Source organism: Rhizobium sp. CB3060, assembly GCF_025200735.1.
Classification (GTDB): domain Bacteria; phylum Pseudomonadota; class Alphaproteobacteria; order Rhizobiales; family Rhizobiaceae; genus Rhizobium.
Genome location: NZ_CP104158.1, coordinates 3,490,778 through 3,511,878 on the forward strand (window position 1 = coordinate 3,490,778; position 21,101 = coordinate 3,511,878).

Annotated in this window: 22 protein-coding genes and 1 tRNA gene; 9 read left to right on the forward strand and 14 right to left on the reverse strand. The window is 57.4% G+C overall.

The window, feature by feature from the left end:
• Positions 1–123: 123 nt before the first annotated feature.
• The 4 genes from N2601_RS16800 to N2601_RS16815 all read right to left on the reverse strand — a co-directional run bounded on the left by N2601_RS16800 (position 124) and on the right by N2601_RS16815 (position 2,935).
• Positions 124–807 carry a YoaK family protein gene (locus N2601_RS16800; RefSeq protein WP_104825276.1) on the reverse strand — a complete coding sequence of 228 codons (684 nt, stop codon included), beginning with the start codon at positions 805–807 and terminating at the stop codon, positions 124–126.
• A gap of 219 nt (positions 808–1,026) precedes the next feature.
• Entirely contained in the window at positions 1,027–1,554 is a 528-nt protein-coding gene (locus N2601_RS16805) for a hypothetical protein (RefSeq protein ID WP_158704500.1), read from the reverse strand.
• A 500-nt stretch (positions 1,555–2,054) separates the two neighbouring features.
• Entirely contained in the window at positions 2,055–2,243 is a 189-nt protein-coding gene (locus N2601_RS16810; RefSeq protein ID WP_104824858.1) for a hypothetical protein, read from the reverse strand.
• Between the two features lie 125 nt (positions 2,244–2,368).
• Positions 2,369–2,935 carry a cytochrome b gene (locus N2601_RS16815; RefSeq protein ID WP_104824859.1) on the reverse strand — a complete coding sequence of 189 codons (567 nt, stop codon included), beginning with the start codon at positions 2,933–2,935 and terminating at the stop codon, positions 2,369–2,371.
• A 237-nt stretch (positions 2,936–3,172) separates the two neighbouring features.
• Here N2601_RS16815 and N2601_RS16820 point away from each other — a divergent pair, with 237 nt between their 5' ends.
• A complete protein-coding gene (locus N2601_RS16820; protein ID WP_104824860.1) occupies positions 3,173–4,459 on the forward strand; it encodes a nucleotide sugar dehydrogenase in 1,287 nt (428 codons plus the stop codon).
• A 7-nt stretch (positions 4,460–4,466) separates the two neighbouring features.
• Here the strand turns inward: N2601_RS16820 and N2601_RS16825 are convergent, their stop codons facing one another.
• Positions 4,467–5,399, reverse strand: a complete 933-nt coding sequence (locus N2601_RS16825) for a UDP-glucose 4-epimerase family protein (RefSeq protein WP_104824861.1) — start codon at positions 5,397–5,399, stop codon at positions 4,467–4,469.
• 190 nt (positions 5,400–5,589) lie between these two features.
• Between N2601_RS16825 and N2601_RS16830 the strand changes: the two genes are divergently transcribed.
• Positions 5,590–6,165, forward strand: a complete 576-nt coding sequence (locus N2601_RS16830; RefSeq protein ID WP_104824862.1) for a sugar transferase — start codon at positions 5,590–5,592, stop codon at positions 6,163–6,165.
• Positions 6,166–6,311: 146 nt separating this feature from the next.
• Positions 6,312–7,712 carry an O-antigen ligase family protein gene (locus N2601_RS16835; RefSeq protein WP_104824863.1) on the forward strand — a complete coding sequence of 467 codons (1,401 nt, stop codon included), beginning with the start codon at positions 6,312–6,314 and terminating at the stop codon, positions 7,710–7,712.
• A 44-nt stretch (positions 7,713–7,756) separates the two neighbouring features.
• On the opposite strand, the gene N2601_RS16840 is transcribed toward N2601_RS16835, so the two are convergent.
• The 8 genes from N2601_RS16840 to N2601_RS16875 form a co-directional block, all read right to left on the reverse strand.
• The gene (locus N2601_RS16840; protein WP_104824864.1) at positions 7,757–8,899 is read right to left on the reverse strand and encodes a glycosyltransferase family 4 protein; all 1,143 of its coding nucleotides are present in this window, start codon (positions 8,897–8,899) and stop codon (positions 7,757–7,759) included.
• A gap of 136 nt (positions 8,900–9,035) precedes the next feature.
• Positions 9,036–9,587, reverse strand: a complete 552-nt coding sequence (gene rfbC / locus N2601_RS16845) for a dTDP-4-dehydrorhamnose 3,5-epimerase (RefSeq protein WP_104824865.1) — start codon at positions 9,585–9,587, stop codon at positions 9,036–9,038.
• Between the two features lie 68 nt (positions 9,588–9,655).
• Positions 9,656–10,543 (reverse strand): glucose-1-phosphate thymidylyltransferase RfbA, encoded by an 888-nt coding sequence (rfbA, locus tag N2601_RS16850; protein WP_104824866.1) that lies wholly within the window; start codon positions 10,541–10,543, stop codon positions 9,656–9,658.
• A gap of 81 nt (positions 10,544–10,624) precedes the next feature.
• Positions 10,625–11,524 carry a dTDP-4-dehydrorhamnose reductase gene (gene rfbD, locus N2601_RS16855; RefSeq protein ID WP_104824867.1) on the reverse strand — a complete coding sequence of 300 codons (900 nt, stop codon included), beginning with the start codon at positions 11,522–11,524 and terminating at the stop codon, positions 10,625–10,627.
• Positions 11,521–12,588, reverse strand: a complete 1,068-nt coding sequence (rfbB, locus tag N2601_RS16860) for a dTDP-glucose 4,6-dehydratase (protein ID WP_104824868.1) — start codon at positions 12,586–12,588, stop codon at positions 11,521–11,523. The genes rfbD and rfbB overlap by 4 nt, the downstream gene beginning before the upstream one ends.
• A 315-nt stretch (positions 12,589–12,903) precedes the next feature.
• A tRNA-Gln gene (locus tag N2601_RS16865) sits at positions 12,904–12,977 on the reverse strand.
• A 184-nt stretch (positions 12,978–13,161) separates the two neighbouring features.
• On the reverse strand, positions 13,162–13,797 hold the full coding sequence (locus N2601_RS16870; protein WP_104824869.1) for an NrsF family protein: 636 nt from the start codon (positions 13,795–13,797) through the stop codon (positions 13,162–13,164).
• Positions 13,784–14,350 carry a sigma-70 family RNA polymerase sigma factor gene (locus N2601_RS16875; protein ID WP_104824870.1) on the reverse strand — a complete coding sequence of 189 codons (567 nt, stop codon included), beginning with the start codon at positions 14,348–14,350 and terminating at the stop codon, positions 13,784–13,786. Before N2601_RS16875 ends, N2601_RS16870 begins: the two co-directional genes overlap by 14 nt.
• Before the next feature lie 367 nt (positions 14,351–14,717).
• Between N2601_RS16875 and N2601_RS16880 the strand changes: the two genes are divergently transcribed.
• The gene (locus N2601_RS16880; protein WP_104825277.1) at positions 14,718–15,008 is read left to right on the forward strand and encodes a BufA1 family periplasmic bufferin-type metallophore; all 291 of its coding nucleotides are present in this window, start codon (positions 14,718–14,720) and stop codon (positions 15,006–15,008) included.
• 49 nt (positions 15,009–15,057) lie between these two features.
• Here the strand turns inward: N2601_RS16880 and N2601_RS16885 are convergent, their stop codons facing one another.
• Positions 15,058–16,014, reverse strand: a complete 957-nt coding sequence (locus N2601_RS16885) for a hypothetical protein (RefSeq protein ID WP_104824871.1) — start codon at positions 16,012–16,014, stop codon at positions 15,058–15,060.
• A 486-nt stretch (positions 16,015–16,500) separates the two neighbouring features.
• On the opposite strand from N2601_RS16885, the gene N2601_RS16890 reads away from it, so the two are divergent.
• From N2601_RS16890 to N2601_RS16910, 5 genes are all read left to right on the forward strand, one after another.
• Entirely contained in the window at positions 16,501–17,409 is a 909-nt protein-coding gene (locus N2601_RS16890) for a DUF1003 domain-containing protein (RefSeq protein ID WP_104824872.1), read from the forward strand.
• 659 nt (positions 17,410–18,068) lie between these two features.
• A complete protein-coding gene (locus N2601_RS16895; RefSeq protein ID WP_104824873.1) occupies positions 18,069–18,287 on the forward strand; it encodes a hypothetical protein in 219 nt (72 codons plus the stop codon).
• 210 nt (positions 18,288–18,497) lie between these two features.
• Positions 18,498–18,620 (forward strand): hypothetical protein, encoded by a 123-nt coding sequence (locus tag N2601_RS16900; RefSeq protein ID WP_260303210.1) that lies wholly within the window; start codon positions 18,498–18,500, stop codon positions 18,618–18,620.
• Between the two features lie 259 nt (positions 18,621–18,879).
• Positions 18,880–20,052, forward strand: coding sequence for a tyrosine-type recombinase/integrase (locus tag N2601_RS16905; RefSeq protein WP_260303211.1), 1,173 nt, complete (start codon positions 18,880–18,882; stop codon positions 20,050–20,052).
• Complete coding sequence (locus N2601_RS16910) at positions 20,031–21,023, forward strand: hypothetical protein (protein WP_260303212.1); 993 nt, start codon at positions 20,031–20,033, stop codon at positions 21,021–21,023. Before N2601_RS16905 ends, N2601_RS16910 begins: the two co-directional genes overlap by 22 nt.
• Positions 21,024–21,101 lie beyond the last annotated feature (78 nt).

The following is a 21,101-nucleotide window of genomic DNA, read 5'->3' on the forward strand; positions in this document are numbered from 1 at the left end:
TGACTGCTCAAGCACGCAGCGTCGCGCTCGAATCCCCGCGTAGAGTTAGAGACCTGTAGATCAGTTGCAAGACCAGAAAAAGACGGGAGCTCTGCCAGCTCTAACGAAGAGCATCAGAATGGCCTATGCCGGCTTTGCCTGCGGCTTGCTTGCATGAAATAGGATTCCGACCAGCGCCATAACCGGCGGCACGAGGAAGCATTCCACGCCGGCGAACATGAAAAGCAGGGCCGCCGCGGCGCAGCCGCAGGCAAAACCGCCGACCGCAGCACCCATCCGGCCGAGTCTTGCCTTGATGGTGGCTTTCGCCTCTGGGGTGGTTCCTAGCAGGAGGTCGGCGATATCGATCATGATCTGCGTCGTCGTGCCCGTCATCAAAGTCGTCGGCGGCGCGGAGGCAAGATGGATGCGATGCAAGGCATTCTGGATAGCCATGGCTGAAACCAGCGTCATTCCGGTGAGGATCGCCTGCCAACCGTCGCCGCTGGGGAAGGGGCCGAAGCTGATGGCAAAGATGGCCGCAAGCACGAGCAGCAGGAATTTCAACGTCAGGATTATCCGCAACACCGGCAATTTGCGTCGAGATAGATCACCGCCCAACAGATGGGCGAGAATGACGACGATGCAGAAGACCGGCAGCGCCAGCAGCTTGGCAATCGCACCCGAGGTTCCCAGTACCATGGAAGCGCCGAAGGTAACGAAATTGCCGGTGACATGTGCGGTGAACAGACCGTGCAGGGCAAGGAATCCGGCAGTGTCGACATAGCCGCCGTTGATGCTGAGAAGGGTCGGCAGGCTCGGCTTCATCGGCTCCTCGCTCATTTCGATCGGCTCCGACCTTATCGCGCCATATAGCCGCCGATGTCGAGACGTTTGCGCGTCTGCCGATCAAAGCACCGTATTTCTTGCCAATCGGCAGGCCCGTAACATGTTGCAGACCGAGGTTGTATACCCTTGCCTGATTGGGTTGTGCTTTGCTAGCTTTCGGTTCAGAGGGTGGGGCATCGGTTCATGATTTTTGCAGTTTTATGGCATCTTGTACGTGGCGCCGCTAACGCTTGTCGGCTTGGAGCCATAGCGGGATCGGCACTCTTGGGGCTGGCGACTGTTGCTGCGGCCCAGGTGCCCGGCGCACCCATGCAATTCATGCTCGTTCATGCCGATCCCAGCTCCGGCAACTGTCGGCCCGAGGGCTGCGTGGACTGGATCGCGGCGGAAGGCATGATCGATGCGAGATCTCCTGGCGATCTGCGCAAGCTCCTCACTAGCATCGGTGACCGGAAACTGCCCATAATCGTCAATTCGCCCGGCGGAAATGTAGCGGCTGCGATGGAAATGGGTGAGATCATCCGGAAGCGCGGCCTGTCCGTCGCTGTGGGCGGCACGAGGCTCCAGTCCTGTCCAAGCGGCCAGCCGCTCTGTGGCGATGGCTGGCGGGCCGGCGCGAAGGGCATGGTTTATTCCGCCGGCGCCGAATGTCTTTCGGCCTGCCCTTTCGTACTGGCAGCCGGGGTTAGACGCGTCACCAGTCCCTTCAGCATCGTGGGTGTCCATCAGGTCAGGACAACCTTTGATCAGGAGCGGATAATCTATCGGGAGAAATATCAGGTCGTTAACGGCAAGAAGCACATCATCAGTCGCCAGGAGGTCAGTCGCAAATTTGTCGGACTGTACGATAGCACGAAGCTGTCGAAATCGCTGCGATCGAAGATTCTCACCTATTTCAAGGAAATGGGCGTCGATCGGTCGATCCTCGATATGGCGATGAGTGCCGCGCCAAGTTCGATACGGCTCATTACGCCGGATGAAGCAATGAAAATCGGCCTACTGACCGATAAGGTTTCCGCCGACGACTTAGTCAAGGCCGGCGCTTGCGCAGTCGGTCAGCCATTTTCGGCCTGCGTCGCGCCCATATCCACGGATTCAACGGCTCTTCTTGCCAATCCACCCTTTGCGGATTGGCAACTTAGCCCCGTGCAGGATTACCTTCCATCCTTTGCGACACCGAACAGCCAGACACAACAAAGTAGCGGCTGCGTCCGCGAGCCAAAGGACTATACGCCACGTTCAGCCTCAAGATCGGCGATTTCGTCGGAGATTTCCGTGATGCGTTGCCGGAGCTCCGCCTCGGTGCCGTCATCAACCTCTCCCTCGCCGAAACAATAGCGTGCTATATGCAGCTCGAGCTTGGACTCCAGCTCCGAGCGCCTGGCGTATAAATGGGCAAGATATGTGTTACGCATTGCGAACCACGCATTCCGAGAAATATGTCTCTGAATACTAAAATAGGTACGCTGCGAAGGGTTTCGATAGGGAGCGCCGCGACCTTTTGGCCTGCCGCGGCGATTTGAGAATGAACCGCCGGCGCTTATTTGCGCACGGGGATCATCCGGACAAGCACGCGATCCCGAAACACGTAATGGTGCCCAAGGGCGGCGGCGGCGTGAATTCCCGCAACGGCGATGATTGCCCAGGCGGTGTAGTCATGCAGTTCACCCATCACATGCCGTGTCGGCTGATCGAGGACGATCAAGGGCGGCACCGAGAACAGGCCGAAGAAGCTCGGTTCGTTGCCCGAGGCCCAGATCATCAGGAAGCCATAGGACACCTGCGAAATCATCAGTGCATAGAGAGCAAGGTGGGCAAGCGTCGCCACCGCATGCTGAAGCCCGGAGACCGCCGGGGCCGTGCGCCGGTGGGTCGCAATGCGCCAGACGATGCGCAGGATTAGGACGGCCGCAAGCAGAATGCCGAGCGAGATATGCACGAAGATCAGATCCCCGCGAAGCGGCGTCCCACGGGCTACGAAGCTTCGCGCCTCGGCCAATGTGAACATGGTCAGCACCAGAAGAGCCGTCAGCCAGTGGAACGTGATGGTGACATGGTCGTAGCGGGCTGCCCGCGCATCCGCGGCAGCCATATTGAAATTACTCATGATTTGCGATCTCCTTGGGAGGAACAAGCAGCAAACACGTGAGGTTTCCTTTTTATTCGGCTGCCTTAAGAAGACAGGCGGCTTGCAACGGCGCCCCGCCGATGCCTCTCTTGCAAAGCCTCCGCCCGATCGTCACATTGATCTGACTTGCGCCTGAATTGACGTCTCCTAACAAAGATTTGCGCTGACACGCCGCTTGGGTTTGGGCTAATTCAGGTCGATTGTTCGAGGTGGATTGTGTTGAGCGAAAAAATTGCCGTCATTGGCCTGGGTTACGTCGGATTGCCTGTTGCGATCGCGCTCGCCGGAAAATTTTCCGATGTGGTCGGCTTCGATATCAAGCCATCCCGCATTGCCGCCCTGAAAGCCGGGGAAGACGACACGCGCGAGGTGTCGCCGGCCCGCCTGAAGGAAAGTGGCCTCCGCATCAGCAGCGACATTCATGACCTGCAGGACCGTGACATCTTCATCGTCGCCGTTCCGACGCCGATCGACCGCAATCGGCAGCCGGATCTGCGGCCGATGATTGCCGCCTCGCGTACCGTCGGCCTGGCTTTGAAGAAGGGCGGCATCGTCGTCTATGAATCGACGGTCTATCCCGGCGTGACGGAAGAGGTCTGCGGCCCCGTGCTTGCCGAGGTCTCGGGCCTGCGCCAGGGCGAGGATTTTCACGTCGGCTATTCACCGGAGCGGATCAACCCCGGCGACAAGGAGCACACGTTCGAACGCATCGTGAAGGTGGTCGCCGGCGACAATGAGGAAACGCTGGAAAGGATCGCCGCCGTCTATGGCGCCGTGGTCGAGGCCGGCATTCACCGCGCGCCTAGCATCAAGGTGGCGGAGGCCGCCAAGGTGATCGAAAACACCCAGCGCGACCTCAACATCGCCTTGATGAACGAGCTGTCGATCATCTTCGAGAAGATGGATATCCGCACCGCCGACGTGCTGAAGGCGGCCAGGACCAAATGGAATTTCCTGCCCTTCACGCCCGGCCTGGTCGGCGGCCACTGCATCGGTGTCGATCCCTATTACCTCACCGCCAAGGCCGAGGAACTCGGCTATCATCCTGAAGTCATCCTCTCCGGCCGCCGTATCAATGACGGCATGGGCGCCTTCATCGCCCAGAAACTCATCAAGATGCTGGTAGCGGCGCAAAAGCCGATCAATGGTGCCCGGATCGGCATCTTCGGGCTGACCTTCAAGGAAAACGTGCCTGATCTGCGCAACAGCCGCGTGCCCGACATCATCCGCGAACTACACCAATTCGGCCTTGAGCCGCTGGTGCACGACCCCATGGCCAGCCATCACGAGGCGGAAGAGGAATATGGTGTGCGGCTGGCGGCGCTCGATGATTTCGGCAAGCTCGACGCCCTCGTGCTTGCCGTGCCGCACAAATCCTACCTGAGCGACGGTGCGGCGCAGATCCTGAATCTGTTGGGCGAGAACGGCGTGGTCGTCGACGTGAAGGCTGCCCTTGAGCAGAACAACCCTCTACTCAACGGCCACGCCGTCTGGAGCCTGTGAACGACAGTCAGTGATCCCTCTCGGCTGCGGCGACTGTCTGCCGCAGGCCGTCATCGACCGAATAGGGCGGCGACCATCCGGTAATTGCGATCGTTTCGCCGATATCGACCTGCAACGAACCGAGAAGGCGTTGCGCCGCCGCACGGCGCCCGAGCAGCGCCGCAAGCCCTTCCAACAGGCGCGGCGGTACGGGCAGCAGGAAAGCTCTGCGCCCCATTGCCGAGGAGAGTTTGCCTATCAGCTCGCCGATGGAAAGATCCGCGCCATCGCTAATCAGGAACACTCGATTTCCCACATCGGCATGGCTGATGCAAAGCAGGATGAAATCGACGAGATTGCCGACGAACACTAGGGATCTCCGGTTTGCGACCAGGCCGAAAGGCCAAGGCAACGGCCGCTTAGCCCATTTCATCAAGCTCGCGAAATTCGCCTTCACCCCAGGGCCATAGACGAGTGGCGGGCGGATGATGACGACATCCATGTTCGTCTCCTTGCCGATAGCAAGGAGCGCCTCCTCCGCCTCCCGCTTCGACTGCCCGTAGGGGTCTTCCGGATGCGGCGTATCGGACGCGGTAAACGGCTTGCCGGGCGCGGTCGCCTCACCATTGACCTTGATCGAACTCAAGAAGATGAAGCGCTTTACGCCGGCCTGCGCCGCCTGCCGCGCCAAGTTGACCGTGGCGTCGACATTGACAGCGCGAAAGGCCGCAAGCGGGTCGGCCGCGGTGTCGTTCATGACATGGACCCGCGCCGCCAGATGCACGACCGTTTCGACGTCGACGAGCGCATTGGTCCAATCCGTCCCGCCATCGATCGTTCCCAGCGCCAGAAATCCCGGCCTCGGGGTACGGCTGACCGGTCGATAGGCCATCTGTCGCCGCGAAAGCTCGGCGCAAAGCGCCTGCCCGACAAAACCCGTCGCGCCCGTCACCAGGATCATGCCTCTGCTACCCCTCGTTCTGCCCGGTTTTCACTCCCGCCATGCTTTGCACATTCCCTTTGCAGGGAACAAGCCCGGCAAAATTCGTGATGAGGGCGATTGTGAACAAGTCCGTGATATGAGATGCACTCCGCAGAAAGCCCTTATCGGCGCAATTGAGACACGAGCACCGGCAGAACCAACGGAAACGATGCCCTATACCATTGCCAAGCGCCTTTTCGATTTCCTGGCCGCCCTCGGCGCAGCCGTGGTCTTTTCCATCCCGATCCTGATCGTCGCCATCGCCGTCCGGCTGACCTCCCGCGGCCCCGTACTCTACTGGTCGGACCGTGTCGGCCGTGAAAACAGGATTTTTCGCATGCCGAAATTTCGCAGCATGCGGACCGACACCCCGGCGGTTGCCACCCATCTGCTGAAGGACGCCAACGCCTATCTGACGCCGATCGGTTCCTTCCTGCGCAAATCCAGCCTGGATGAACTGCCGCAGCTCTGGTGCATCCTGAAGGGCGAGATGAGCATCGTCGGCCCTCGCCCGGCCCTCTTCAACCAGCATGACCTGATTGCGCTGCGTACCGAGCGCGGCGTCGACGCCCTACCGCCGGGCCTAACCGGCTGGGCGCAGGTCAACGGCCGCGACGAACTGCCGATCCCGCAGAAAGTGGCTTTGGACGAAGACTATCTGCGCCGGCGCTCGTTTCTTTTCGATCTGAAGATCATCGTCCTGACGGTGCTGAAAGTTCTGCGCAGTGATGGAGTGACGCATTAACGGGACGGCGATATCAAAGGTTTTGATATCATAAACAGAGCACGCAAAATGCCGGTCACCAAAATGCCGTATTCCTGCCCGCTTGCGACCTTACTGGCAACGGACACCGGCTGCTGGCTGAAATAGGAACAAAGGCGGACGCACTATTGGCACAGTTGCAGACGAATAAACCACCCGTCGATCTCGCGTCCGGAAACAATGCCGGCGAACTGGTGCCCGTCGTCCTGCCGCAGCGCCTGATCATCCTGGGCAGCTTGCTGTGGCTGGTGATCATTTCGCCGCTATTCATCGAAAGCGCCGCCTATCGGTATGTCGCTCCGTTCCTCGCGCTCATCGCCCTCCACTACTACCGGAAGGCGCTGGTGCGCCCAAGCACCAACTGGCTTGGTTGGCTGTGCATGGGTTGGGGCGCCTACGTGCTCATCCGCTTTGTCGCCATCTTCCTCATGACCCCTGAGCATTCGATCGGCGCGTCCGACTGGCTCTATGCCTATCCGTTCTTTTTTCCGATCCTTGGCGTCGCCTTCTTGCTCTACGAACCGGTGCTGGAAAAAATCATCGCCGCAGTTTTTGCCGTCGTGCTGATCATGTTGATCGCGACGCAGCACTTCCGCGACGTCTTTGCCGGCGAAACGGTGCGCCCGCTGATCATGAACAATCAGATTCACGGCGCGGTCGCCTGCGGCCTGATCCTGATCCTCACCGCTTTCTGGCTGCTGCATTATCTGACGGACAAATCCAGCAGTCGTTTGATCGCCCGCTTCGCCTACATCGTCTCGCCGTTGATTGCCATTCTCTGTCTGATCGCCATCTACGGCGCCAAGTCGAAGGGCGTCTGGCTGGCGCTTGCCGCCACACTGCCGGTGCTGGGATTGGTGACCTTGACCTATCTACGCTTGAAAACCGGCCTTATCGTCGTCGCCTGCACCGCGGTGCTTCTGCTGGCCGGCGCCTATGCGGTGCGGCACAATATCGAAAAGACCGCCGGCCCGACGGTGTCTTCCACCATCGAGATGATCGACAACATCACCAAGAGCCAAAATCTCGGTGACGCCGTGTCGAGCACGATCACCTCCGATACCACGCCCTTTGCCATGGACGCACGGCTGCAGCTCTGGTCGAACGGCTGGGAACTGTTCTCCTCCGCGCCAATCTTCGGCTGGGGCGGCCAATGGGTGGAACGCTGGAAGCACACGCGCTATGCCAACGTCCAATACACGCTGCTGCACAACGGCTATCTCGAGATGCTGGTGCGGCACGGCTTGTTCGGCGGCCTTGTCATGACGGTCATTCTCACTGGGCTCATCGTCAATGTCTGGCGTGCCCGTAAGGCGGGCCTCATACCGCGCACCGCCTGGCATGCCTATGCCGTCAGCCTATTCTTCTTTTCATTGACGCTGCTCAGCAACTCCAACAACCGCCTCGCGATCGGCGAAAGCTTTGCGTTGACCAGCTCCGCCTTCGCCTGTTGGTGCAGCATCCGCTTGAGCGGGGGACGCCTGCTGATACCGGCGAAAAAACAACAGGCAGAGGCCGTCAGCGCCTGATCATGAGCGGGTCGGCGCGGCAACCCTGCGGTCGACGAGCCCCTTCAGCGCTTTCTTTCCATTGAGCCGGAAGACGTTTGACCGAGCAGTCTTTTGTAGAGCGCTGCATAGGCATTCCCCATCCGCTCTGCGGTAAAGCATTCTTCGTATCGCAGGCGGGCCCCTGCGCCCAAGGACGCTGCCGCTTCAGCATCGTCCACAAGCCGTCTCATCGCCTCCGCGAGCGCCGGCGGATCGTCGGGGCGCACGACATAGCCCGTTTTGCCATTTTGGTTGACGAAACTCGTCCCCGTGCCGATTTCGCAGGAAATCATCGGCTTGCCGAACATTGCGGCTTCGACGAGTGAAAGGCCGAATGCTTCCGAGCGGAGGTTGGAAGGGAATGCGACCCCGGTGCATAGTTCGAGAAGAGCGGTCTTATCGGCATCCGGCAGCGCACCCAAAAAGAAGACGTTTTTGAGATTGTTCTGCTGCGCATAGGCCTTCAAGGACGCCTCCATCGGACCTTCGCCGACGATGACGATATCGCTGGCTGTCTGTCGCGCCGCCTCAAGAAGGATGTGAACGCCCTTGTAGTAGCGCAGCACGCCGACGAAGAGGAAAAACGGCTTGGGAAACCGCGTGCGCCAACGCGCTTTATCCTCTTCACTCGCCCTGGGATAATCCGCCTCATCCAGACCGAGCGGGATGACGGCGGTCTTATCCTTGTAGCGCTGCAGGACCTCGCTCGTCGCCAGATAGTTCGGTGATGTCGCAACGATACTGTCAACGCTCGCGAGAAAGCGATGCATGACAGGCCCATAGAGTTTCAGCAGGAACTTCTGCTTCACGATGTCGGAATGGTAGGTTACGACCGTCGGCTTGCCGGGCGGGATGGCAAGATGGACGATGTCCATCATCGGCCACGGAAAATGATAGTGGACAATGTCGGCCTTCCGGCTCAGCTCTCGAAAACGCCCAAATGCCTCGCGCGAAAAGCCGGTGGAGGCGAATTCAAGATCAAGCTTCGCCTTGTGAGCCATATGGCCATCGAATTCGACGGCGTTTTTCTCCGGCGTTTTGCTGAGCGAGAGGACTTCGGACTGTATATCGTGTCCTGCGACGCCCTTGACGATCGCATGGATTGTCCGCTCGACCCCGCCGAACGTATCCGGCCAATATGTTTTGAAAAAATGTAGAACGCGCATGTCCCTCCTGTAGCGAGAGAAGCTGCGCAGGTCCATAACCGGTATCGCGCGAAGATCCGGATGTCAGATCATTCCTTCATACCGCAGCCAATCTATCATCTTCGGCAGCCTCGCGAGCCGCGCGGCGAATGCGGGATCAATCGAATATCTCGGCATCCGCCAGCAGCGGCTGCCGCTGATCCTTCCCGGAAAGCGTCAGATCGTCGATGGCGGATTTCCAATCGATCGCGAGCTCCGGATCGTCCCAGCGAATGCCGCGATCGCTCTCCGGAGCATAATAATCAGTGGTCTTGTAAAGGAATTCGACGCGGTCGCTCAAGGTCAGGAACCCGTGCGCAAACCCTTCCGGAATCCAAAGCTGGCGCTTGTTCTCCTCCGACAGAAGCACACCGACCCACTGGCCGAAGGTCGGGGAAGACCGTCTGATGTCGACGGCAACATCGTACACCTCTCCGATGACGACCCGGACGAGCTTGGCCTGAGCGCGTGGCGGCAACTGATAATGCAGGCCGCGCAGGACACCTTTCCCGGACCGGCTGTGATTGTCCTGCACGAATGTCGGGCTTAGTCCGGTCGCTGCTTCGAATTTTACCTGGCTGAAGCTCTCAAAGAAAAACCCGCGATCGTCGGCAAACACCGTGGGTTCGATGATCTTGACGTCCGGTATGGCGGTATCGATGGCTTTCATCTGTCTTTCCTGCTTCACTCAGCCCGCATTGGCGCGGCCGGCAGCGCGCGGCATCACCAAGCGCGTTGTTAAAATACCCGTTCCCGCAGCATCCCGAGAAGATACTGCCCATAAGCATTTTTCTTCAGCGGATCGGCCAGGGCCTCGACCTGGGAAGCGTCGATCCAGCGGCTCCGATAGGCGATTTCCTCGGGGCAGGCTACCTTCAGGCCCTGCCGGCTTTCGATGGTGGCGATGTAATGGCTCGCCTCCAGCATCGATTCATGCGTGCCGGTGTCGAGCCAGGCATAGCCACGGCCCATCGTCTGGACGTCGAGCTGCCCTGCCCTGAGGTAATGCGCGTTGACATCGGTTATTTCCAGTTCGCCGCGCGGCGAGGGACGTATGGACTTCGCCACATTGACGACATCGGCGTCGTAGAAATAGAGCCCGGTGACGGCATAGTGGCTCTTGGGGACTTTCGGCTTTTCTTCGAGGCTGATCGCACGCCCCTGCGAATCGAACTCGACCACGCCGTAACGCTGCGGATCCTGCACGTGGTAGGCAAAAACGGTGGCGCCGCCCTGCTTGTCGTTTGCTTGATGAAGAAGCTTGGTGAAATCGTGCCCGTAGAAGATGTTGTCTCCCAGCACTAGGGCGGACGGAGCACCATCGAGAAACGCCTCCCCGATGAGAAACGCCTGGGCAAGACCATCCGGGCTCGGCTGAACCGCATAGTCGAGCTTGATGCCCCACTGGCTTCCGTCTCTCAGCAACTGTTCGAAACGAGGCGTATCCTGCGGCGTCGAAATGATCAGGATTTCGCGAATGCCGGCCAACATCAAAGTCGTCAGCGGATAGTAGATCATCGGCTTGTCGTAGATCGGCAGGAGCTGCTTGCTGACGGCAAGGGTGGCGGGGTACAGGCGAGTCCCGGATCCGCCGGCGAGTATGATGCCTTTACGTGCTTTGTTCATTGTAGAAACGTCTCGTATCGAATTCGTCTTACAGCCAATCAACTCATTGATTACAAATCATAATTATGGAAATAAGCGCCTTCAATTGATGGCCCGTGCAAGCCTTTCAATCACCTCATTCACACCTTCCTGCCACGCGGGAAGACGCAAGTCGAAACAATCCGTCAATTTCGCGCAGTCCAGTCTGGAATTTTGTGGCCGCTTCGCCGGCGTCGGATATTCGGCGGTCGAAATCGGCTTGAGAGCATCGGGCGTCAGAGCAAGCTTGACGTTTTTCGCCGAAGCTTCGCGGACGATATGCGTGGCATAGCCATGCCATGACGTATTGCCCCCGGCGCTCAGGTGATAGGTGCCCGACACATCAGACGCATTCGGGCCACTGACGACCTCGATGATCCTGCGCGTGACATCCGCAATCAGCGCCGCCGAAGTCGGTGCGCCGACCTGGTCGGCAACGACGTTCAACGCGCTGCGCTCCTGCGCCAGCCGCAGGATGGTCTTGAGGAAGTTGTTGCCGTGATGCCCGTAAACCCAGCTTGTCCGCAAGATGACATGATTTGCGCCGGCAGCGCGCACGGCCTCTTCGCCCAGCCACTTGCTTTCACCATAGACCGACTGCGGATTGACCGGGTCGCTCTCCGCATAGGGATCGGCTTTCATCCCGTCGAAGAGGTAGTCCGTCGAATAGTGCAGGAGATAGGCGCCGTTATCGGCAGCCCAGCGCGCCAGCACGCCGGGCGCTGCGGCATTGACCGCCATCGCCTGCTCCCTTTCGCTCTCGGCGCGATCGACGGCCGTATAGGCGGCGGGATTTACGATGATCGCCGGCTTGTGCTCCCTGAGCACGGAGAGGATGCTCGCTTCATCGGCCAAATCCATCTCGGCACGCGTCGCGGCAATTATTTGGCCCAACGACGCCAGAGAACGCTGCAATTCGAAGCCGACCTGCCCATTGGCGCCGGTGATCAGAAGCGCGCTCACGCCTGAACCTCATACTGCTTGCCGACCCATTCGCGGTAAGCGCCGCTGGTGACGTTCCCCACCCAATCCTGATTAGCGAGATACCATTCGATCGTCTTGCGAATGCCGGTCTCGAAGGTCTCTTCGGGCTTCCAGCCCAATTCGCGTTCGAGCTTGCGGGCATCGATCGCATAGCGGCGATCGTGACCGGGCCGGTCCTTCACGAAAGCAATCTGGTCCTTATAGCGACCGCCGCCAGACTTGGGCCGCAACTCGTCGAGAATACTGCAGATCGTATGCACGACGTCGAGATTGGGCTTTTCGTTCCAGCCGCCGACATTATAGGTCTCGCCGACCTTGCCGGATTGAAGCACGCGGCGGATGGCGCTGCAGTGATCCCTGACATAGAGCCAATCGCGAATCTGCTGGCCATCGCCATAGATCGGAAGGCTCTTTCCCGCCAAGGCATTCAAGATCACCAGGGGGATCAGCTTCTCAGGAAAATGATAGGGGCCGTAATTATTGCTGCAATTCGTCGTCAATACCGGCAGGCCATAAGTATGATGCCAGGCCCGCACCAGATGGTCGGACGCCGCCTTACTCGCGGAATAGGGGCTGTTCGGTTCGTATCGATTGAGCTCGTTGAACGGCGCATCGTCCTTTGAAAGCGTGCCATAGACCTCGTCGGTCGAGACATGAAGAAAGCGAAACGCCTGCTTCTCGTCACCCGGCAGGCCGTCCCAATAACCACGAACCGATTCGAGCAAATTGAACGTGCCGACGACATTCGTCTGGATGAACTCGCCAGGTCCATGAATGGAGCGGTCGACATGGCTTTCGGCGGCAAAATTGACGACGGCGCGCGGCCTATGGGTAGCGAGCAGATCACCGACCAAATCGCGGTCGCCAATATCGCCATAAACGAACACGTGGCGATTATTGCCGTTCAATTCTTTCAGCGTGTCCAAATTGCCGGCATAGGTCAGCTTGTCGAGATTGATCACCGTTTCATCGAACTGATCGAGCCAATCGAGAACGAAATTCCCGCCGATAAACCCGGCGCCACCAGAAACCAGTATCGTCATTTCGCTTTTAGTCTCACCTAAAACTTTTAAATACAACTTCTAATGTACGTCGCGGTCGCCAGACCTATATTGCCAAGAAATATTGGCGATGGATGCCCGACTTGTACAACGTCCACAAACGTTTTTGGAAGCTCCCACTGCCAATTCGCTCACAGATTGTCTCGGTGTGTTGCGATTTCGCTCGCGGAAAGAGGCGATCGAGGCCGGCGATCAAAAAGTCGTATCGACGCCTTGCGGGCAGCCCGCTTGCAACATGCGTATGAACGCGGACAGTTTATGTCTGCGAACGAGGGCCTGTTGATTGGAAGCTTAGATTGGCTGGGAAACCTGGATTCGAACCAAGATTAACGGAGTCAGAGTCCGCTGTTCTACCATTGAACTATTTCCCAACAGCCGCCGGACGATGGACGCCCCCGCGGGGAAAGCAGCGCCTCTATAATGGAATTCGCCGCGGATGCAAACACTTTAACGCCAGCGAATGCGATTTTTTGGGCAAGAGACAAGATAGTCCCTGAATAGCGGCGTTTCCAGCCTATATCTAAAATCGGCTGGCCACCGACAACAGCAGCTACATCACCAGCGCAGCATGCGCTTACCAGCGAAATATCCAACCGCCGTCACCGCAGCGACGGCGATCGGATACCAGAGCAAAACAAAGAGCGGGCTGTCGTCCGTGCAATTGGAAGCATAGAAGGTGGCGGCGATGCCGCTTGCTGCGAGCCCGGCGACCGCGCCGGCGATGCCCGGATTTTCCGGCGCTCCTTGGCGCAGTGCGAAAAGGAAGCAGGCAAGCGGGCCGATCGACAGTAGCGGAATGAAGGTCAGGCAAAAGCGGGCATTGTGCCCGATCATCCGCGCGCCCCAGCTATCGACCGGCATGACCATCATTTCGGCCAGCGCGGCAGCAGCCAACAACAGCGGGGCGGCAAAAAGCATCCAGCCCCAGGGGCGCAACGATACGCCGGGCCGGCCGATGCGGAAGACGACGGCACCGGCGGTGACGGCCAGCGCAATGGTGACGACGAATTTGAACAGGAAGCGGATCGTTTCCATGGCATTGCCGATATCGGGACGAAACCCGATTGCAGCGAAAAAGATCGCGCCGCTGATGAGGATGCCACCGACGACCGCCAGCGTCAGCGCCTGCCCGATCCGCGCGCGGACCGGCGCATCCTGCGCCAGAAGATTGATGAGGTCATCGGTTTTCACTGGTCTCGCTCCGATATAAGGCGGCAAGCGCCTTCAATGCGCGATGCAGGGCGACGCGCACCGCACCCTCCGTCATCTTCAGCCGATCGGCCGTCTCGCGCACGCTTGTTCCCTCGACGGAAATCGAGCGTACGATGGTTCGCTGCGGATCCTTCAATTGCTCCAGCATGTGATCGACATCAAGGCGATCCAAGGCATCCGTCTGCTCTTCCGCCTCCAAAATATCGATGACATCGTCGATCGGCACGCTCATATGCCGCCCGCGTCGCCTCAGGCTGTCTATCAGCTTGTTGCGCACGATGGTCGATAGCCACGGCCCGATGGGACGGGAGATGTCCCACGTTCCGCGTTTGAGATGGATCGTCAGTAGCACTTCCTGGACCACGTCCTCGGCCTCGCTTGCCGGCGCGCCGAACTGATCGCAACGTCGGCGCGCCATGGCGCGCAAATGCGGAGTGACAGTGGACAGGAAGCGATGATAGGCCTGCGCATCGCCGTCTATGGCTGCCCGCATCCAGACTGCCCATTCCTCTTCGCGCGCCGAATAATTCATTCGACATCTCCTACGCGCGACTCCACGATTTTGTTACTGGCAATGGTCATTCTTTTGCAAAACCTTGCCTGAAGCGGATTTCAGCCAGTGATTCGACCGTTATGAGACATGAAAGAGCGCAGCTTGGAAAGGCCGCTATCTGACGATCAGTCTAATAATGCCCCTCGGCCATGGTATCTTCCCTGCTTACAGAACCAAAGCTCATCCCTGCTCCCGGTATACATGCAAGGAATCGAGTAATAGACTGCTCTCGCAGGAATTTGGACAGCAATCAAACATCACCGCTAATGCTGTAATATACGCCGAGCGTTTCTATCGACGTCAGTGCAATGCAACGACGCTTTGTACGCTTGAGGGAGCCAGGATGATGAAAGACAGCGTCGTCACGGTGGCCATTGCCGGCATGCTGGCCTCCGCGGTCGCATCCCTTGTCGCCGCTCCCGCTACAGCAGCCGACAGCAAGGCCAAGGAAAAGTGCTACGGCGTTGCGCTCAAGGGTCAGAACGATTGCGCCACCGGCGCGGGCACCACCTGTGCCGGCACCTCGACAATCGACTACCAGCAGAATGCCTGGAAACTGGTTCCTGCCGGAACCTGCGAAACGATCCAGACGCCGAACGGCCATGGCACCTTGGCAGAGGGACCGGCGCCTATCTGAAAAAACCGCCCGAATGAACAGCGTCCGGGCAGAGCCCATGGACCATCATCTACCGCAAGACCGGCTCCCCATGGAATCGGCGGCGAGACGGTTTCGAAACGCCGAAGCCGACTTCCATCATCAGCCGCGGCTTTTGCGTCGGCATGGTGCCCATGTGGAAACCGAAGGGATCTTCGACGAAGCCGAAACCGGCCTTGCCGGTCAGCGTGACGGCGCTTTCCTCTCCGTAAAATCGAAGCACCTCCTCCGCCGGATGGCCGACGAGGAGCGTCAATTGATGCTTCATCCGCCGCCGTCTGTGGCTGCCCTTGACGAAGACATGCGGCCCGGTGCCTTCATCCACATCGACCAGATTGAAAAAGAACTTCAGCATTCGCCAGTCATCAAGGTCGAAATGATATTTGAACGAGGCACGGCTTAACTCGGCCTCGGAGGCCGATTTTGTCGGAAAACTCCACCAGATGCGGGTGGTTATCACCTGGGCCTGCCCGCCGAGATAATGTCGGGCGACGTCCCCGAGCAGCGGATCGCGCTGAACCGCCAGCACCGCGTCGCAATCGAGCGAACGCTCGAAAAAATGCCCGCTGAGGAGCGAGCGCCCGAATCGCGCCTCCGCATCCGTATGTTCGGGCGCCACGAATTCCAGCTTCCTGTCGAAATTGCCGAAGCAGCCGGTGCTCCCGGCAAACTCGGCAATTTCCCGATGAATATTGTCGGGCAGTATCAGGCCGGGAAAAAGCCCGTCGGTTCGCAGCGCATTGACGACAGCATCGCACTCGACCCCCGTGAACATCGATGTGCCGGCCCCTGGACGCGCCACCGGCCGCCTGGTCGCGAACCAATGCATGCGCCGAAACGGCATCGTTCGCGCCAGCAGAAACATCGGCAACCAAGCCGGATTTTCCCGCACATCCGTCAAATAGGTGGGTATGCGAACAGCCATTCGCTTGAGACGACCGCCCTGCCGGGCGATGGACTCCAAGTCATCTGCCGGGGGATTGTGCATAAGTATCCTTTCCGCACGCGCATAAATCCATGCAACAGGCCGAGGCCTATTGAGAAATTCGTTGGAAGTTGGCCACTGTAAGGCGTTGCGAGACGCCTGCTGCACTGCGGCAAATAGAAACCCACTCACCATGGTCAAGGGGCTCAAAACGCACATTTCTGCTTGTTTGACGAAAATTTGCGAGGCAATCGCCTTGCGATTTTACAAGCGATTTCAATGACTCACGGATCAGTTGTTAAATGTTGCTAATATATTTCTGGCGATGGGCGAATGGAGCATCATTCGCTGGGCCAACGCACTTGCAGCATAAATTTATTTGCCATTGCTTAGGATAAGATCGCTAGGAGCATTTACAGAGAAGGAGTGGCCGGCCGAGACTGAGGCAGAACCGGACAGTTTTGTCAAAGCCAATCGCGCCGCCAATCTACAGTCACAATCCTGTTCCGATCATCGGCTAGACGACCAGCAACTGCGAAAGAGGGCGATATGACAGAGACAGATCCGGCGGAAGGTATAGTCGATTTTGACGCGGGCGAAGGCGAAGCAGCGACCGTGGAGATGGACGACTATACGAAAAGCCTCGCGCAGGCGAAGGCCAAGTCGGTCAAGCTCGTCGACGCCATTACCGGCGCAACCCTCAAGAAGAAGGATGCGGTCCATTTCGATGACCTGCGCCCATCGCTTGCGGAATTCGTGCGCCAGAAACATCCGGGCATCCGCTCCGACGACTATATCAGCCGCAAGGCGATGGACGACTATCGCGCCCAATATATCGCCGAGCTGCTGACGGACGAGCGCGGCGAGCTTTCGAACTTGGAGGACGAAGTCGTCGAAAGCTTGAAGACGCACGACACCCTGGCCGAGAACATCGAAGAGGATTACGAGGACCATCGCTCCATCGGCGACCGAATGGCCGATATGGTCGCAGCCTTCGGCGGCAGTTGGACCTTCATCATCTCATTCTGCTTGTTCCTGACGGTGTGGATGGGCATCAACCTCGCCATGGGCGAAAGCAAAGCCTTCGACGCCTATCCCTTCATCCTGCTGAACCTGATCCTTTCGACCATCGCCGCCCTGCAGGCGCCGATCATCATGATGAGCCAGCGCCGGCAGGAAGCAAAGGACCGGTTGCGTGCCCTCAACGACTATAAGGTCAACCTGAAAGCCGAACTGGAAATCCGCCACCTGCACGAAAAAGTCGACCATCTGCTCAATCGCCAATGGGAGCGGCTGACCGAAATCCAGCAGATCCAGATCGAGATGATGCTGGAACAAGCCAAGGCGGCCACGCGCGCCCTGAAAGTCAGCAAGGCATCGAAAGTGAAGACCAATGCCTTGAAGAGCCTCTTCGGCGCCAAGCCCAAGCCCGAAGAGTCTGATGATTCACAGGAGTAGGGTCCGGCCGTCCGCTAGCGCATCGGCTCTACACAGGCATACACGTTGAGAGGCCGCCGTCGTCGCCCCGGCCTCCTCATTCAAACAGCAAATGCACCCGGTTTTCGAAATCCGGGCAATGCGAGCAAGGCTACGGGTGAACGACCACCCGCGCTTTTGCCGGCGCAGATTCGCTCGACGGTAAGCCGGCAGCCCGCCGGCAGCATAGTCGAACCCCGTCAGGACCGTATTTTTTAGTATAGACGCAACCGGTCGTGTCCGTGCGGCCCGGCAGCAACAAGGCACTTTCTGCGATCTCGGCTGCGGGTATTATCGACGACACACGTATAATGTTTTGCGCTGCGCCTGCGGCCGTGGCACCCCAAAATACGACGAGAAAACACACGAACGTTCTCATGCCCCTCTCCATTACGTTAGAGAGACAACAATAAACCTGAAGTTGTTATTGGTCAATTTAGCACTCTTAAAGTAGCTAAAACGGATGAGGCCGCGCACTTGGAGAGTTCATCGAACGGCGATTTTCGTGATGCCGCCCAAGGCGATAGATCGAATGAAGGGCGCGGGGCGCGATAATACTTACGTGTTAGCCACGATGTTAAGGTTGACTCGCTGTTAGCGCGACCTAAGCTTCAGTTTGGAACTACTACTGAGGTGTCGCCATGACCTACTTCGAGGAGACCAAAAGAATAGCATGCGAAAATGACGCCGGACGCCGCATCGTCATTATCGAACAATTGAAATGGCCCAAATTCGCCTTCTCGGACCGACCGGGAGGCCCCGTTTTCGACTACATGACGGAAGACGGCCAGATCGCCAACAAACTGGACGACGAGAATTTCCTTTTGCTGCTAACGGACGAAGTCTTCCATCGCACGTAGAGCATCCCGCTTTCAGGCGAAATCGACCGAAAGCGAAAAGTACACCCATTCGAAAGACCGGAGCGACCTTCGTGCGTTCAAATGAACGCACGAAGGTCTGGCGGTCGAAGAAAGACTCCCCAGCAGCGCGGCAAGCCTCGCACATCCCTCATACAAGATACTCCTAATGCGCCGTCGAACTCGGTGCAAATAAGGAAGGGGGATATAGCCATGGACTACGACTGGGATGGCGTGAAGACACGCCGCATGAAGATACTGAAGCTCGGCATATCACTATTCATCTTCGCCATGACTTTGGTCGGGCCGACGATGTTTCTTTTGCATTTTCGATGAGGCTGGGCGTATTCAATCGGCGGGCTGGGCTCGGCTTTTGGCGGAAGGCTTCCAGCTTGGGAAACCGGAAAATCAGCATTCTGCACAAGACAATGGCGGAGAGGGTGACCGCCAACTTAGCGGACAAGAAACTTCAGCTACGTGTGATAAACGTTGCAATATCAATGGCATATTTTTTCGCATCGTCCAATATCGATCATTGATGTCCAATAAAATCCGAGCTAATTTGTGGTGATTTTGTGGGGTACAATCTTCTACCATGCCCAAAGCCGAAGGCAGGCATCCTGAAAAAGCACTATCAGCCCTGAAGGTGAAACACCTCAAAGAGCCGGGCCGATACACCGATGGCAACGGCCTCTATCTTGTTGTCGATCCATCCGGCGCAAAGCGTTGGTTGTTGCGTGTGACCATTCAGGGCAAACGAAGTGATATCGGGTTGGGCAGCGCTGGTCTCGTCAGCCTCGTTGAAGCACGAGAAAAGGCCTTTGAATATCGTAAGCAAGCACGGGCCGGTGGCGATCCTCTGGCAGCTAAGCGCGAGGCCAAGAAGATTTATCCAACATTCAAAAAGGCGGCCGAGACCGTTCACCAGGAGCACAAAGCCGCCTGGAAGAATGCCAAACACGCGGACCAATGGATCAACACACTTAAGCAGTATGCTTTTCCGTTAGTCGGAGAGCTACGCATCGATCGTATCGATACCCCTGAAATATTGAAAATTCTTTCACCGATATGGTTGGCCAAACCCGAGACTGCACGTCGAGTTCGGCAACGTCTAAAAAATGTCTTTGATTGGGCCAAGGCCTCAGGCTACCGCGTGGGCGATAATCCGGTGGACGGTGTGACGCGTGGTTTGCCGAAGCAGGTTGACAGAGACGAGCACCACGCAGCGTTGCCGTTCGCGGAAGTTCCTGCATTCGTCAAAGCAATGAAGGCTACAACCAGCAATCTAATTTCCAAACTGGCGTTCGAACTTTTGATTCTCACAGCGACGCGCACAAGCGAGATCCTCTTAGCTGAAAAGGACGAATTCGATCTACAAGCTGAATTTTGGACGATCCCCGCCGAGCGGATGAAGGCCAAACGTATTCATCGCGTTCCGCTCAGTGCTCGCGCCGTTGAGATTGTTAAAGAGGCGATCGATTACTCCGGAGAAGGCAAGTACTTGTTTCCGGGGCGATCGGAAAAAAGCCCATTATCAAACACGGTATTCTTGCAGATGCTCAAACGCATGGAGCTTTCGGTGACCGCCCACGGATTTCGATCATCGTTTCGCGACTGGGCATCGGAGACCACTGCATTCCCCAGCGAATTGGCGGAGATGGCACTTGCCCATACTATTGAAAACAAAGTCGAAGCCGCTTACCGTCGCGGCGATCTTCTAGAAAAAAGACGGGAGTTGATGGCCGCATGGTCGAGTTTTCTGATGTAATATCTTCGGCTGACTTCCGGCAAAAAGTTAAGCTTCTGCTTAATGGGATATTCGAAAACCGACCAATGGTGGAGAGGCCTGAAAAGGAAAAATCCTTTGCAAAAATGGCGCTCGGCGCAAATTTCGACGCTCGATCAAGTATTGATGTGCTTTTGGATGAGCGTCCCACTTATTTCGGTCACCGAGAGATGTTGTATGCAGGTTTGGTGGCGTGGGTACTAAATCCTAAGGAAGAGAGCTTGCGTTGGCTTTGCCTTGGCACTGCAGCATCTCGTTGTATCAGCGAGGCAGAGCAAGCGCTGCCACTCGGGGAAGAAGATACAGAGATAACAGACTTTGTGGTTCGGCACTTTATCTTGGGGCCCCAATTTTTACAGGAAATATATTATCCCCTAAATGGGGCGCAGAGCCTGATGGATGCGAGTTCATTCGACCTCGATTCTGTTCTCATCAATAGCGCCGACGCGATTTGGACCGTTGTACGAGCTACTGGTTGGTTCCATTTTGTTAGCGCGAATTTCCGGGGGAACGAAGAATACTTCAAGCCGAGCGTCAATAAAGCTGTCGAAATGATCGAAGACCATGATCTAGTCAAGCTGCCCTATGCGCGCAAAATCGTCGGACGCTCAGCATTCTTTGATGCATGGACCAACCGACGTGTCACCATAGCGCTCCTATACTCAGCGTCGACTATCCCAGTGGCGGATGGAACGTTCCTTCACGAAATTCTGAAAGCCGATTTCAACTTTAGTTTGGGAAATGGCTACTTGCGGCAATGGCTCGCAAGGGCACGGTACGTGTGTGATTTCGTGCTTTCCGAAATGGCCGAACCGACGATCGCTCAAGAGAATTTAAAGGCCCTGCGCTCGATCAAACCGGAATCTTTCGAAGTTCCGGCCCTCGCTGACATTGAAAAAAAGGCGATCTATTCGGTTTTCGGCCGAACAGCGAAAGCAAAAAAATACAAATAAACCAAAGATTTGGGCACTAGTTCGATTTGCGTCCGAACTAGTTTTTATTTTTCCAAAATTCAAAGCGACCACCATCGA